This is a genomic window from Rhizobium sp. JAB6 (genome assembly GCF_003024605.1).
Lineage (GTDB): Bacteria > Pseudomonadota > Alphaproteobacteria > Rhizobiales > Rhizobiaceae > Rhizobium.
In genome coordinates, this window is sequence record NZ_PYJQ01000007.1 from 62,322 (window position 1) to 76,066 (window position 13,745).

At 59.1% G+C, this 13,745-nt stretch carries 13 protein-coding genes; 9 read left to right on the plus strand and 4 right to left on the minus strand.

Annotated features, from left to right (window positions below; all coding sequences use genetic code 11):
• Nucleotides 1-58 precede the first annotated feature (58 nt).
• The 4 genes from C7U61_RS09050 to C7U61_RS09065 all read right to left on the minus strand — a co-directional run bounded on the left by C7U61_RS09050 (nt 59) and on the right by C7U61_RS09065 (nt 3,024).
• Nucleotides 59-487, minus strand: coding sequence for an HIT family protein (locus C7U61_RS09050; protein ID WP_106997774.1), 429 nt, complete (start codon nt 485-487; stop codon nt 59-61).
• Between the two features lie 41 nt (nt 488-528).
• On the minus strand, nt 529-1,716 hold the full coding sequence (locus tag C7U61_RS09055) for a GNAT family N-acetyltransferase (RefSeq protein ID WP_106997775.1): 1,188 nt from the start codon (nt 1,714-1,716) through the stop codon (nt 529-531).
• A gap of 121 nt (nt 1,717-1,837) precedes the next feature.
• Complete coding sequence (locus C7U61_RS09060) at nt 1,838-2,557, minus strand: glycerophosphodiester phosphodiesterase (protein ID WP_106997940.1); 720 nt, start codon at nt 2,555-2,557, stop codon at nt 1,838-1,840.
• On the minus strand, nt 2,557-3,024 hold the full coding sequence (locus C7U61_RS09065; protein ID WP_106997776.1) for a RidA family protein: 468 nt from the start codon (nt 3,022-3,024) through the stop codon (nt 2,557-2,559). The genes C7U61_RS09060 and C7U61_RS09065 overlap by 1 nt, the downstream gene beginning before the upstream one ends.
• Nucleotides 3,025-3,160: 136 nt before the next feature.
• Between C7U61_RS09065 and C7U61_RS09070 the strand changes: the two genes are divergently transcribed.
• The 9 genes from C7U61_RS09070 to bamA all read left to right on the plus strand — a co-directional run bounded on the left by C7U61_RS09070 (nt 3,161) and on the right by bamA (nt 13,743).
• On the plus strand, nt 3,161-3,988 hold the full coding sequence (locus C7U61_RS09070; protein WP_106997777.1) for a cell envelope integrity EipB family protein: 828 nt from the start codon (nt 3,161-3,163) through the stop codon (nt 3,986-3,988).
• Nucleotides 3,989-4,194: 206 nt separating this feature from the next.
• Entirely contained in the window at nt 4,195-4,962 is a 768-nt protein-coding gene (gene rpsB / locus C7U61_RS09075; RefSeq protein WP_106997778.1) for a 30S ribosomal protein S2, read from the plus strand.
• A gap of 263 nt (nt 4,963-5,225) precedes the next feature.
• A complete protein-coding gene (tsf, locus tag C7U61_RS09080) occupies nt 5,226-6,152 on the plus strand; it encodes a translation elongation factor Ts (protein ID WP_106997779.1) in 927 nt (308 codons plus the stop codon).
• A 237-nt stretch (nt 6,153-6,389) separates the two neighbouring features.
• Nucleotides 6,390-7,109 carry a UMP kinase gene (gene pyrH, locus C7U61_RS09085; RefSeq protein ID WP_106997780.1) on the plus strand — a complete coding sequence of 240 codons (720 nt, stop codon included), beginning with the start codon at nt 6,390-6,392 and terminating at the stop codon, nt 7,107-7,109.
• Nucleotides 7,110-7,164: 55 nt separating this feature from the next.
• Entirely contained in the window at nt 7,165-7,725 is a 561-nt protein-coding gene (gene frr / locus C7U61_RS09090) for a ribosome recycling factor (protein WP_106997781.1), read from the plus strand.
• Between the two features lie 108 nt (nt 7,726-7,833).
• Entirely contained in the window at nt 7,834-8,580 is a 747-nt protein-coding gene (locus C7U61_RS09095; RefSeq protein ID WP_106997782.1) for an isoprenyl transferase, read from the plus strand.
• On the plus strand, nt 8,580-9,413 hold the full coding sequence (locus C7U61_RS09100) for a phosphatidate cytidylyltransferase (RefSeq protein WP_106997783.1): 834 nt from the start codon (nt 8,580-8,582) through the stop codon (nt 9,411-9,413). Before C7U61_RS09095 ends, C7U61_RS09100 begins: the two co-directional genes overlap by 1 nt.
• Nucleotides 9,414-9,539: 126 nt before the next feature.
• Nucleotides 9,540-11,213 (plus strand): RIP metalloprotease RseP, encoded by a 1,674-nt coding sequence (gene rseP, locus C7U61_RS09105; protein ID WP_106997941.1) that lies wholly within the window; start codon nt 9,540-9,542, stop codon nt 11,211-11,213.
• A 196-nt stretch (nt 11,214-11,409) separates the two neighbouring features.
• Nucleotides 11,410-13,743 (plus strand): outer membrane protein assembly factor BamA, encoded by a 2,334-nt coding sequence (gene bamA, locus C7U61_RS09110; protein WP_106997784.1) that lies wholly within the window; start codon nt 11,410-11,412, stop codon nt 13,741-13,743.
• Nucleotides 13,744-13,745 lie beyond the last annotated feature (2 nt).

Here is a 13,745-nt window from a genome sequence, read left to right on the forward strand (position 1 = left end):
AGCCGTTTTTATATGGTTATGAAGAAAGCCTCAGGAAAGACTTGAGGAGCTCAGTCCATCAGGCCAGCGTTTCGATGATCTTTCTGGCATTTTCCGCCAGCACAGCGCCATCCTCCATCTTGCCCGAATGCGGCTTCAGCGCGACGCCCTCGATGCGCGGGATAACGTGGAAATGCAGATGGAAGACGGTTTGTCCCGCCGGGGGCTCGTTGAACTGCGCGATATAGACGCCGTCCGCGTCGAAGGCTTCCCGAACTGCGACAGCGATCTTCTGTACTACGATGATCGCCTGCTGCAATGCAGCCGGATCGGCATCGAAAATATTGCGCGAGGGCGCCTTCGGGACGACAAGCGTATGGCCAGGCGACTGCGGCATGACATCCATGAAGGCAACGGTGTACTCATCCTCGTAGACGCGGTAGGAAGGGATCTCGCCTTTCAGGATCTTTGCGAAGATATTGTTGTCGTCATAGGCGGGGCTGGTCATCCAGGGTCTCCTCGTCTTGCGTTTGTGTTTATGCCGAACGGTTAGATATCCTGCCGCTCACCCTTGCGGAAGGGGCTGTGCTCGGTAAGAATTTCGCTCATCTCCTCCACCTGTTCCCGCTCATGCTTCAGGTAATCGGCAACGGCGCGCCGCAGGCCCTGATGGCCGATATAATGCGCCGAATGCGTGATGACGGGAAGATAGCCGCGTGCCAACTTGTGTTCGCCCTGCGCCCCGGCTTCCACGCGCTTCAGCCCCTTGCTGAGCGCAAAATCGATTGCCTGGTGATAGCAGACCTCGAAATGCAGGAAGGGATGATCCTCGATGCAGCCCCAGTGCCGCCCGTACAGCGTCTCCCCACCGATGAAGTTGATGGCGCCGGCAATATAGCGGCCATCGCGCTTGGCCATGATAAGCAGGATGTCGTCGGGCATGCGCTCGCCGATGAGGGAATAGAATTTACGGGTGAGATAGGGCCGCCCCCATTTGCGGCTGCCCGTATCCATATAGAAAGCGAAGAATTGATCCCAGATATTTTCGGTGAGATCGCTGCCGGTTAGCCAGTCGATGGTGATGCCATGCTCGACCGCCGCGCGGCGCTCTTTCTTCAGCGCCTTGCGCTTGCGTGACGCCAGCGTCTCCAGGAAGGCGTCGTGATCGGCATAGCCCTCGTTGATGAAGTGGAACTGCTGGTCGGTTCGATGCAGATAGCCGTCGGTTTCGAAAACCGAAACCTCATCTTCCGGCAGGAAGGTGATATGCGCTGAGGAAACGCCGAGCTGCCGGGTGACCTCCTTGAGGCTTTCGGCGAGCGCCGGCTGCAGCACGCTCCTATCCTGTCCCTCGGCAACCAGCAGCCGAGGCCCGGTGGCGGGCGTGAAGGGAATGGAGCATTGAAGTTTCGGATAGTAGCGGCCGCCGGCGCGCTCGAAGGCATCGGCCCAGCCATGGTCGAAGACATATTCGCCCTGACTGTGGCTCTTGAGGTAACCGGCGACGGCACCGAGCAACTCACCGTCCTCTGTTTCCAACAGCAGATGATTGCCGAGCCAGCCGGTCCTGTCGGTCGCCGAGCCGGACTCCTCAAGCGATGAGAGAAAGGCATGCGAGACAAAGGGATTGTAGGGCAGGATGCTGCCGGCTGTGGACGTTCCGGCCAGCTTGGACCAGCTCTCCGGAGCGATATTCTTGAAGGATCGTTCGACTCGAATGGATAATTCGTCTGTCATCAAACTCTTGCGCAAAGAAGGAAGGGCAGGGCTCTTGCCGCTGCGCCTCCATCCTGAGGATGCGTGTCAGGCGCAGCAGAATTTGGCGTTGCGCAAAGCCTCTCCTTCAATCGATGCCGATTTATGAGGCTTGGCGCGGATCGAAACCTTCGAAGGTCATCTGGTCTGCATTGGCAAATGTATGTTTGCGGGCCGCTTCGTCGCGCACGGTCCAGGTGATGACCGGAATGCCGCGCTGGCGCTGCGCCGTGATGAAGGGGTTCGGCAGGTGGCCATAGAAGTACGAAATGAAGTCTAGCCCAAGATGCATGGCTTCGTCATGCTGAAAAAATGTCTCGGCCTTGTTTCCTTCAGCCGTCAGTCCCACAGGGTAGGGCGCTTCCAGCGCCTTGAGGTCCTTCAGCAGCCATTGGTCGAAGCTCATCAGCGCCACATGCCCTTTATAGCCTTCAAGCACTTCGAGCACGGATTCCGCGAACCCCTCGTCATCGCCTTCGCGCCCTTTCAGTTCCAGCACCAGCGGCACTTTTCCCTCGCAAAGCTGCAGCAGCTGCTTCAGCGTCGGGACCTTGTCCTTGGTACCACCGACCGAAAGCAGACCGAGCTCGCCGGAGGTGCGCTCCCGTACATCGCCCGGCAGGTTGCAGACGCGCTGGAGGTCGTCGTCATGGAAGACCACGGGAACGCCGTCCGAGGCGTAATGCAGGTCGCACTCGATGGCAAAGCCCGCCTCGATGGCGCGGCTGAAGGCCGAGAGCGTATTCTCCCAGACTTCCTTGTTCATATCATGATAGCCGCGGTGAGCGACGGGACGCTCGGTCAGCCAGGCAAGCTTGCTCATCATGCGATTTCCAGAAGGGCATCGATTTCGACGGCGGCATTCAGCGGCAGGGCTGCCATGCCGACGGCGGCGCGGGCATGCTTGCCGGCTTCGCCCAATACGTTTGCCAGAAGATTGGAGGCGCCGTTGATCACAAGGTGTTGTTCGACGAAATCGGGTGTCGAGGCGACGAAGCCGTTCAGCTTGATCAGCCGCTTGATCCGGCCGAGGTCGCCGCCGAGAGCCGCTTTCGCCTGGGCGAGAATGTTGATGGCGCAAAGTTCGGCCGCGCGGCTTCCCGCCGCAACATCGACATCCTTGCCGAGATGGCCCGTCACGCCGATCTTGCCGTTTTCCATCGGCAACTGGCCCGAAAGATAAAGGAGATTGCCGCTGATGACATAGGGAACGTAATTGGCGGCCGGTGCGGCAGCCTGCGGCAGAACGATGCCGAGTTCTTTCAGGCGGTCCTCAATAGCGTCGGACATTATTCATCTCCCGTTTTGTTGTAAAAACTTCAAAAATCCGGCATCAAGACTAAATTCCGTCACTTGGGATCGGCAGCCTCGTTTCAGCCGAAAGCGTTCTTATAACATCGCGTGCGAGTCCAACAGGAGATAATGAATGTTCCGCTCGAGTCTTGCTGCTACCGTTATTTCGGGCCTGAGCATTCTGTCCCTGGGCGTTTCGGCAGCCTATGCCGCCGGTCCGAGCGGGCTGATCGCGCATCGCGCCGTTTATGATCTCGAACTGAAGGACGCCTCCGATCGCTCCGGCATTTCCGGCATGGTCGGCCGCATGGTCTATGAGTTCGAAGGCTCGGATTGCACCGGATTTACCACCAATTTCCGCTTCGTGACGAAGATCGACACCGGCGATTCCACACGCGTCAGCGACCAGCAGACGACGACCTTCGAGGATCTCGGCAAGCGCCTGTTCCGCTTCGAAACCAAGTCCTATACCGACAATCAGCTCGACAAGGATGTGCGCGGCGCCGCAAGCGATGACCAGAAGGGCATCAAGGTCGATCTCACCCAGCCGCAGAACAAGCAGGTCCAGATCATCGAGAGCCGTTTCCCGACGGAGCACATGCTCGACATCATCCACAACGCCAAGCTCGGCAAGAACTTCTTCGAGGCGCAGGTTTTCGATGGGTCCGACGACGGCGACAAACCGCTGATCGCCACCACCGTCGTTGGCAAGGAGCAGACGCCGGCCACCGACGATCCGGATGCCGACAAGGCTGGCGCCTTCTCCAAGACGCCTTTCTGGCCGGTGACCGTGGCTTATTTCAACGAAAACTCCGCTGGCGATGCCATGCCCGTTTACCGTATGTCCTTCAAGCTGTATGAGAACGGCATCACGCGCGACCTCACCATGGACTATGGCGACTTCGTGCTGACTGGCAAGCTCACCAAGCTTGAAGTTCTCGGTACGAAGGCGTGCCAATAACCCGTTGCGGGATCGGTTGCCGACAAGAATCGGCTATTTTGACCCTCAAGCCTTGCATTCCCGGCGAATCGAATGTATGGCCACCCGCATTCCACACGTAAGGCATGGGATTGTCCGGGAGAAATCCGGATGGTTCCGCCCGGTGGCATTCTCGAAGAGGGTGCTGTTCGCCTTGCGGAGGTTCAACCGGTAAAGGAGACAAAGGCATGGCATTGCCTGATTTTTCTATGCGCCAGCTTCTGGAAGCTGGTGTTCACTTCGGCCACCAGACGCATCGCTGGAATCCGAAGATGAAGCCCTACATTTTCGGCGATCGTAACAACATCCACATCATCGACCTCGCTCAGACGGTTCCGATGCTGAGCCGCGCCCTGCAGGTTGTCAGCGACACCGTTGCCCGCGGCGGCCGCGTTCTGTTCGTCGGCACCAAGCGTCAGGCGTCCGAACTGATCGCCGATAGCGCCAAGCGCTCGGCTCAGTACTACGTCAACGCCCGCTGGCTGGGCGGCATGATGACCAACTGGAAGACGATCTCCAACTCGATCCAGCGTCTGCGCAAGCTCGACGAAATCCTCTCCGGCGAAGCCCAGGGCTTCACCAAGAAAGAGCGTCTGAACCTCGAGCGCGAGCGCGAAAAGCTCGACAAGGCCCTTGGCGGTATCAAGGACATGGGCGGCACGCCGGACCTGATGTTCATCATCGACACCAACAAGGAAAAGATCGCGATCGACGAAGCCAAGCGCCTCGGCATTCCGGTCGTCGCCATCATCGACTCGAACTGCGATCCGGACCTGATCGACTATCCGATCCCGGGCAACGACGACGCTTCGCGCGCCATCGCTCTTTACTGCGACCTGATCTCGCGCGCTGCCATCGACGGTATCGCTCGCCAGCAGAGCGCATCGGGCCGTGACCTCGGCGCTTCTGAAGAAGCTCCGGTTGAGCCGACCCTGGCGGACGGCGCCGAAGCCTGATCGCGCCCAGGGGCGGCTGTCCGCCCGAGCGTATTGACATCCGGGACAAGGCCGTCGCGACTTCAAGGAGTTCGAGCGGCCTTGTTCTTTTTCTGGGAATGCAAGGACCGGGCGATAGATCCGGCCTGTTCCAATCAAGAATTCCACAGTATGACGCAGCTTCATAACGCTGTCATACTTACGGGTACATTTCGTCCCTCAAATCGGTGCCGCATCGGCTAGACGCCTTCTGCCGCACCGTATGAACCGACAAGAGGAAGCTTATGACCGAGATTACGGCTGCACTGGTGAAAGAACTGCGCGAAAAGTCTGGCGCAGGCATGATGGACTGCAAGAAGGCGCTGACCGAAACGAACGGCGATATCGAAGCCGCGATCGACTGGCTGCGCGCCAAGGGCATCTCCAAGGCCGACAAGAAGTCCGGCCGCACCGCCGCCGAAGGCCTGATCGCCATTGCCGGCGCCGGTCACAAGGCCGTTGTCGTCGAGCTCAACTCCGAAACCGACTTCGTTGCCCGCAATGACGCCTTCCAGGACCTCGCTCGCGGCATCGCCGAAGTTGCGCTGTCCACCGACGGCACGGTCGAAGCCATTTCGGCTGCGACCTATCCCGCATCCGGCAAGCCGGTTACCGACGCCGTCAAGGACGCGATCGCCACCATCGGCGAGAACATGACGCTCCGCCGTGCGGCCAAGCTGGAAGTCGAGCACGGCGTCGTCGCGACCTACATCCATAACGCTGCTGGCGATGGGATCGGCAAGCTCGGCGTCCTGGTCGCGCTGAAGTCGGTCGGCGACAAGGCCGTTCTGACGTCGATCGGCCGCCAGATCGCCATGCACATCGCTGCTACCAACCCGCTGGCTATCCGCGCCGAAGAAGTCGACGCCGCCGTCGCCGAGCGCGAACGCAACGTCTTCATCGAGCAGTCCCGCGAATCCGGCAAGCCGGAAGCCATCATCGAAAAGATGGTCGAAGGCCGCATGCGCAAGTTCTTCGAGGAAGTCGCTCTTCTCTCGCAGGCTTTCGTCATCAACCCGGACCTGACGGTCGGTGCTGCCCTCAAGGAAGCTGAAAAGACCGCCGGCGCCCCGATCGAAATTACCGGCATGGCCCGCCTGCTGCTCGGCGAAGGCGTCGAGAAGGAAGAAAGCGACTTCGCTGCCGAAGTTGCGGCTGTCGCCAAGGGCTGATCTGAGCATTTCCAGGAAAAGTGCGTAGCGGTTTTCCGTTCGGAATGCGTAAGGAAACAAAACGATAGGGCTTTTCCGCAATTTGAAGAAGTGCGGAAAAGCACGGTCGAAAAGAGACATATCCCGGTTTGGTGAAACCATATCAGGGAAAACGTATGGGCATCGCGTGACAACGCGGTGCCCTTCGTGTATCCGGCATTCACATTCATTCCCCGGTGATCACTTCAAGGAGCTACGATGTCCCAGCCGATCTACAAGCGCGTGTTGCTCAAGGCCTCCGGTGAAGCTCTGATGGGCAGCCAGGGTTTCGGTATCGATGTCACCGTCGCGGACCGGATTGCCGGTGATATCGCGCAGGCGCGCGAAATGGGTGTCGAGGTCGGTGTCGTGGTCGGCGGCGGCAATATCTTTCGCGGCGTTGCCGTGGCCTCCAAGGGCGGCGACCGCGTGACCGGCGACCATATGGGCATGCTCGGTACCGTTATAAACGCATTGGCGCTCGCAACATCGCTGCGCAAGCTCAATATCGACACCGTCGTGCTTTCGGCGATCTCCATGCCTGAAATCTGCGAAAGCTTCTCGCAGCGCGCGACGCTCTACCACCTGTCCCTCGGCCGCGTGGTGATCTTCGCCGGCGGCACCGGCAATCCCTTCTTCACGACCGATTCCGCCGCGGCGCTGCGGGCTGCCGAAATGGGCGCCGAAGCGATCTTCAAGGGCACGCAGGTCGACGGTATCTATTCGGCCGATCCTAAGAAGTTCCCCGATGCCGAGCGCTTCGAACATCTGACCCACAGTCAGGTGCTCGAAAAGGGGTTGGCCGTCATGGATGTGGCGGCCGTGGCGCTTGCACGTGAAAATTCCATTCCGATCGTCGTCTTCTCCATTCACGAGAAGGGCGGCTTTGCGGAAATCTTGACCGGCGGCGGCCGCAAGACCATCGTATCAGACAATTGACGTTCCTGTGGCGCCAGGCGTGCCCGGCGTCGCCTTATCTGACGGGAGTATAAACATGAGTGAAGGCACCGACCTCAAGGAACTGAAGCGCCGCATGGACGGCGCCATCGCTGCATTCAAGAGCGACATCGCCTCGCTGCGCACCGGACGCGCATCCGCCAACATCCTCGATCCGGTCACGATCGAAGCCTATGGCTCGCGCATGCCGCTGAACCAGGTGGCCAACATCACCGTGCCGGAGCCGCGCATGCTGACCGTGTCGGTGTGGGACAAGTCGATGGTCGGCGCCGTCGAGCGCGCCATCCGCGAATCCAATCTCGGCCTCAATCCCATCGTCGATGGCCAGAATCTGCGCATCCCGCTGCCGGAACTCAATGAAGAGCGTCGTCGTTCCCTGGTGAAGGTGGCCCACGAATATGCCGAAAAGGCGAAGGTGGCGATTCGCCACGTGCGCCGCGATGGCATGGATGGCCTCAAAAAGGCCGAAAAGGATGGCGTAATCGGTCAGGACGAGAGCCGCTCGCTCTCCGAACGTGTGCAGAAAATGACGGATGAGACGATTTCGGAAATCGACCGCTTGCTAGCGGACAAGGAAAAGGAAATCATGCACGTCTGATCGTACGCTGGGGAGTGTCGAGCTTTCAATTCTCGCAACGTTGAATGCCGCGACCGCGCCCTAGATTACGAAGCCTTAGCATCTTCCGCTGAACGAAACCGGACCCATATGTCAACTCCTACGTTGCCTGTCGTACCTGAACACGTTGCCATCATCATGGATGGCAACGGTCGCTGGGCCAATGCGCGCGGCCTGCCGCGCACCATGGGTCATCGCAAGGGCGTGGAGGCGGTTCGGGAGACGGTGCGGGCGGCAGGCGACATCGGCATAAAATATCTGACGCTGTTCGCCTTCTCTTCGGAGAACTGGCGCCGGCCCGAGGCGGAGGTCAGCGATCTCCTTGGCCTCCTCAAGGCCTTCATCCGGAGGGACCTTGCCGAACTTCATCGCCAGAACGTCCGCATCCGTGTCATCGGCGATCGCACGGGCCTGCGCGGCGATATCCTGCCCTTGCTGATCGAAGCGGAGGAGACCACCAGGAACAACACGGCCCTGACGCTCGTCATTGCCTTCAACTACGGCTCGCGTGACGAAATCACGCGTGCCTTCGTAAGTCTTGCCAAGGATGTCGAAGCCGGAAGGCTGCGCCCGCAGGACATTACGCCGGAGTTGGTCGATGCCCGCATGGACACGGCGGGTATTCCCGATCCGGATCTCATAATCCGCACGAGCGGCGAGGAGCGGCTCTCGAATTTCCTGCTGTGGCAGGCGGCTTATTCGGAATTCATGTTCGTGCCGGATTATTGGCCTGATTTCAGCCGCGAGCTCTTCTTCTCCGCGCTCGAGAAATATGCTGCACGCGACCGGCGTTTTGGCGGCCTTTCCGCCAAGCAGGCGGCGGCCGTGGGGTCCTGATGAGCCGCGAACTCAGGCTGCGCATCATCTCCGGCATCGTCCTTGCCGTCATCGTTCTTGCCGCCACCTGGTATGGCGGCTTGGGTTTTCGCCTTTTGGCTGCGACAATCGGCCTGCTTGTCTACTATGAATGGTCGACAATGACGGACCTGCACGGAGGCGATCCTCAGGGAAACGCGCTCGGCTGGCTCGGTCTCGTATTGATTGCCGCCGCGACGGCGATGGACGCTTCGGTTTATTCCATGGAGGTTCTGGCTGCGTTCGTCGTCGTCACGGGGATCATGGTCGCCGTGCGGCAAAAGAGCTGGTGGCTTCCCGGAGGAATATTCTATTCCGGATTGACCGTGATCGCTCTCGCAGAGATTCGCGACGACGGTCTGCGCGGATTCGTGCTGATGCTGTTCATCTTCGCCACCGTTTGGGCAACCGATATCTTCGCCTATTTCGTCGGCCGCGCGATCGGCGGCCCGAAACTCGCGCCTCGCATATCGCCGGGCAAGACGTGGTCGGGCGCGATCGGCGGTGCAATTGCGGCCGTGATCGTCGGTACGGCGATCGTCTGGCGCTATTTCCTCGCGGATGGTTTATGGATTCCTGCGCTCGCTCTGATGCTGTCCATTTGCAGCCAGATCGGCGATCTATTCGAGTCTTTCATCAAGCGTCGTTTTGGCGTGAAAGACTCCAGCCATCTCATTCCCGGTCATGGCGGCGTCATGGATCGGGTGGATGGACTAATTTTTGCTTGTTTTGCGGCGTTTTTGTTGGCTATCGTAATCTCGCTGACAATGAGCGGCGAGACCATTTCATTGGGCGGCGTTCTGCTCGGGGTCTGATACTAGAGCAATTCCAGGAAAAGTGCCCAGCGGTTTTCCATCCGGAGTTGCGGGAAAACAGAAAAGATGGAGGGGTTCGGAGCTTCCCTGAAAGCCGAACTGCTCCAACACGAACAGGATCGTTGCATGGGTAGCGCGGCTGGCTTCATCGGTTTCTTGACGAACAACGTCATCACATTCGTTTTTGTGCTGTCGCTGCTCGTTTTCGTGCACGAGATGGGCCATTATCTGGTGGGACGCTGGTCTGGCATCCGTATCATGGCTTTTTCGATCGGCTTCGGGCCGGAAATCGCCGGATTTACCGACGGGCACGGCACGCGCTGGAAGCTCTCCCTCATTCCCCTCGGCGGTTATGTGCGATTCTTCGGTGACGAGGATGCCTCCAGCAAAACCGACGTGGATCAGCTGTCGGCCATGACGGAGGAGGAGCGCGCCCAATCCTTCGCCGGCGCCAAGCTCTGGAAGCGGGCAGCAACCGTGGCTGCAGGCCCGATCGCCAATTTTCTCCTCGCCATTGCGATTTTCGCCGTTCTTTTCAGCGTCTACGGGCGCACGGTCGCCGATCCCGTCGTTGCCATGGTGACACGTGACGGAGCCGCCGCGGAGGCCGGCATCGAGCCAGGCGACCGCCTGATCGCCATCGACGGCAACAAAGTGACGACCTTTGATGAGGTGCAGCGCTATGTCGGCCTGCGCCCCGGCCGCACCATTGTCCTGACCGTCGACCGCGACGGCCAGAACCGCGATTTCCGAATCGTGCCGAAGCTGGTGGAGGATACGGATCAGTTCGGCAACAAGATGGAAATGGGGCGTATCGGCATTGCACTGGTTGATCCGGTCGTCACTGCCGTGGAGCCGGCCGGACCGGCGGCGAAGGCCGGCGTGCAGGCGGGAGACCGCCTGATTGCAGTCGACGGCAACAATGCTGCCACCTATTACGATATCGGCCGCTACATCGCCGAGCGCCCCGGCAAGAGCATCGTGCTGACCGTTCAGCGTAATGGCACGATCCGCGATTTCGCCATGACGACCGAAACATTGGCGGACACGGATGCGGCCGGCAACAAGAAGGGTGTCGGCAGCATCGGCATCGCGCCGATCGATCCGTTGATCGCGTCGATCGGCGCTGACAGTCCGGCCGAGACGGCAGGCCTGGAGCTCGGTGACCGCATTCTTTCTGTGGATGGACGTGAGGTCGGTTCTATCGGCGAGGTGCAGCGTTATGCGGCCGCTCATGCCGACAAGCCTGTCACGCTGTCAGTGGAACGCAACGGTCAGCAACGCGACGTGACCGTGACGCCGAAAAAGTCGGAGGACACCGATGTCTTTGGCGCTCGGGTTGAGATAGCCACGATCGGAATCGGCGACGGACAGAAGCCGATCAGACTGCGTTACGAGGCCTATGGGCCGCTGCGGGCGCTTTCCGAAGGCGTGAAGCAGACCGGCAGCATCGTTTCCGGCACCTTCGAATATCTCGGCAACGTCATTGGCGGATACATGAAGGCCGATCAGCTCGGCGGGCCGATTCGGGTTGCGCAGCTTTCCGGGCAGATGGCAACTCTGGGCCTTGCCGCGGTGCTTCAGTTTGCCGCCATACTTTCTGTTTCAATAGGGTTATTAAATTTGATGCCGGTCCCGGTACTTGATGGCGGCCATCTGATGTTCTATGCGATTGAAGCTGTAAGGGGAAAACCTCTGGGTGCACGGGCGCAGGATATCGCTTTCCGGATCGGATTTGCGATGGTGCTCTCACTCATGGTGTTTGCGACCTGGAACGATATTAGTTCCAGAATAGGCTAGTGGGGCGACGAGAGGAAATTACGATTTATTTACGATGTTTCAAAGCCGTAGTGGCGAATGAGCCACGCTTTGAAATGAAGTAAACAGAAATTAACGTGCTCCCTTGCTTGTATGTCAAAAGCGGGTAAAACGACACACGTGGCCGGAATCGGGTTCGCTCGAGGCTGGGGACGATTGAAAAAAGGTAAGAAGTGAAATGAAGGCTGGTTCAAAATTTTTGAACGCAGTGTCGGCGGTAGCGCTGTCTGCAGGTGTTGTTGCGTCGGGCGCTGGTGTGATCACCCTTGCCTCTGCTTCCGTCGCTGAAGCAGCTGTCATTCAGCGGGTTGATGTTCGCGGTGCTGGGCGCGTCGGTGCGACAGCCGTTCGGGATAATATCACGATCAAGCCCGGCAAGAGCTTCTCCGCCAGTGACATTGATGCTTCGGTGAAGCAGCTCTATGCCACCGGGTATTTCTCCGATGTCCACATTACCGTTTCGGGCAGCACGCTGGTCGTATCGGTCAGCGAAAACAAGCTCATCAACGCTGTGGTCTTCAACGGCAACCGCAAGATCAAGGACGACAAGCTTCAGGGCATCGTCCAGACGCATGCTGCGGGCCCGTATAACGAGGCCACCGTTCAGGCTGACGTCAAGACCATCAAGGATGCCTATGCCTCCATCGGCCGTAACGATGTGCAGGTGACGACGCAGACCGCCGAGGTCGCGCCGGGCCGTCTGAACGTAGCCTTCGTCATCAACGAAGGCGAGCGTACCAAGATCGACAAGATCAATTTCTCGGGTAACCAGGCTTATAGCGGTGGTCGTCTTGCTTCGGTCATCGGCACGAAGAAGAGCAACTTCCTGTCGTTCCTGACACGTAAGGACGTCTACAGCCCCGAGCGTCTGCAGGCTGACCAGGATCAGCTGCGTCAGTTCTATTACAATCACGGTTATGCCGATTTCCGCGTCGTCAGCGCCGATGCGACGCTGAACGAGCAGAGCAACGAATACACGCTGAACTTCAACGTCGATGAAGGTCCGCGCTATACCTACGGCGACATCAACGTCATCTCGACGGTCGAAGGCATCAATGCCGACGAGCTGAAGGGCCTCGTCATCACCCACAAGGGCGATGTCTACAGCGCCAAGGATATCCAGACTTCGATCGAGAACATTTCCAAGCGCGTCGCGGCTGCCGGCTATCCGTTCGCGCGCATCACGCCGCGTGGTAACCGCGATCTTTCCGGTCACACGATCGGCATCGAATATCTCGTCGATCAGGGCGAGCGCGCCTATGTCGAGCGTATCGAAATCCGCGGCAACACCCGTACGCGCGATTACGTCATCCGCCGCGAGTTCGATCTCAACGAGGGCGATGCCTTCAACCAGGAAATGATCACGCGCGCCAAGCGTCGCCTCGATGCGCTCGGCTATTTCACTAAGGTCGATATCTCGACGGCTCAGGGTAGTGCTCCGGACCGCGTCATCGTCATCGTCAATGTCGAAGATCAGCCGACCGGTTCGTTCGGTATCGGTGCCGGTTACGCCGTCGGCAACAATGGTGGTCTGCTTCTCGAGGCCTCGGTCGAAGAAAAGAACTTCCTCGGTCGCGGTCAGTACATCCGCCTCGCCGCAGGTGCCGGTACCGAAGGTAATCGTACCTACAACATCTCGTTCACCGAGCCTTATTTCCTCGGTTATCGTCTGGCTGCCGGTTTCGATATCTTCAAGAATCAGACGTCGAGCGACGATTACTACGATTATTCGGAAGAGGGCTTCTCGCTGCGCGTCACCGCGCCGATCACCGAGAACCTGGCAACGACCCTGCGCTATAACTACAAGCGCCTGACCTATGACGGCACGAACGATTGGCAGAACAATCTTTCGGCTCCGTATCTCAACCTCGTCGAGAACGGTCCTTGGGTACAGTCGACGGTTTCGCAGACCTTCACCTACAACACGCTGGACGATCAGAATCTTCCGCGTGAGGGTATTATCGCCAAGTTCACGCATGAATTCGCGGGTCTCGGCGGCGACTCCGACTTCTACAAGCTGAGCGGCAAGGCTCGCTACTACCAGATGATCAGCGACGAAGCCGATATCATCGGCTCGCTGACGGTCGGCGCCGGCTATGTGATGCCGACGAATGGCAAGCTGAACGTCTTCGATCAGTTCACGCTCGGCGGCCGTGAAATCCGCGGCTTCGAGAATGCAGGTATCGGTCCACGTTCGTCGCATGGCGATCCGCTCGGTGGCACGACCTACTTCACGGCTTCGGCGGAAGCAAGCATGCCGATGCCGGGTGTTCCCCAGGATATCGGTCTGCGTATCGCAGCCTTCGCCGATGCGGGCACGCTCTACGGCAACAAGGCGAATCTCTTCGGAGATACGCTTCACAACGACAGCTCGATCCGCGCATCGCTCGGTGCTGGTCTGATCTGGTCGTCGCCGTTCGGTGTCATCCGCGTCGACTATGCCGTACCGGTCTTGAAGGAAGATTACGACAAGACTGAGAATTTCCGGTTTGGCATCGCCAACCAGTTCTGATA